At 74.4% G+C, this 558-nt stretch carries 1 pseudogene; it reads left to right on the top strand.

The features are described 5' to 3' along the window. Positions 1 to 17 precede the first annotated feature (17 nt). Positions 18 to 558: pseudogene (locus FV223_RS29545) on the top strand (double-strand break repair protein AddB); the annotation flags it as partial.

Below are 558 nucleotides of genomic sequence, written 5' to 3'. Positions count from 1 at the left end.
ACCTACCGACGCCGGGCGTGGCGAAGGAGCTGGCCAAGCGCCTGGCGGCGCGGCTGGGCGAGGCGGCCCTGCTGCCACGGATGATCCCGCTCGGCGAGGCGGACGAGGCCGAGCTGGATCTCGCCGCGATGCCGCTGGTCGCGAACGCCGCCGTTGGCCTCGACCCGGAGATGCAGAAGCTCGAGCGCCGGCTGATCCTCGCCCGGCTGGTGCAGTCCTGGGCGCAGGCGGTCGACCGCTCGCTGCTGCCGATCGACGAGGAGGTGCCGTTCCTGGTGCCGGCCTCGCCCGCCGACGCGGTGGCGCTCGCCGCCGACCTCGAAGGGCTGATGGACGCGCTGACCGTCGAGGGCCTGCCCTGGTCCGAGATCGCGGGTGCCGTCGAGGCCGAGTACTCGCGCTATTTCGGCCTGACCCTCGATTTCGTCCGGATCGCCGCCGAGAACTGGCCGCGGATCCTGGCGGAGCGCGGCCTTACCGATCCGGTCTCGCGGGCGCGCGACCTCGTGCTGGCGGAGGCCGCCCGCCTCACCCGCGAGCGTCCGCGCGACCCGGTGG

Origin of the sequence: Methylobacterium sp. WL116, assembly GCF_008039455.1 — a bacterium.
GTDB lineage: Bacteria > Pseudomonadota > Alphaproteobacteria > Rhizobiales > Beijerinckiaceae > Methylobacterium.
Note: the sequence above shows the minus strand (reverse complement) of the source record. Positions and strands in the feature narration are given on the sequence as shown.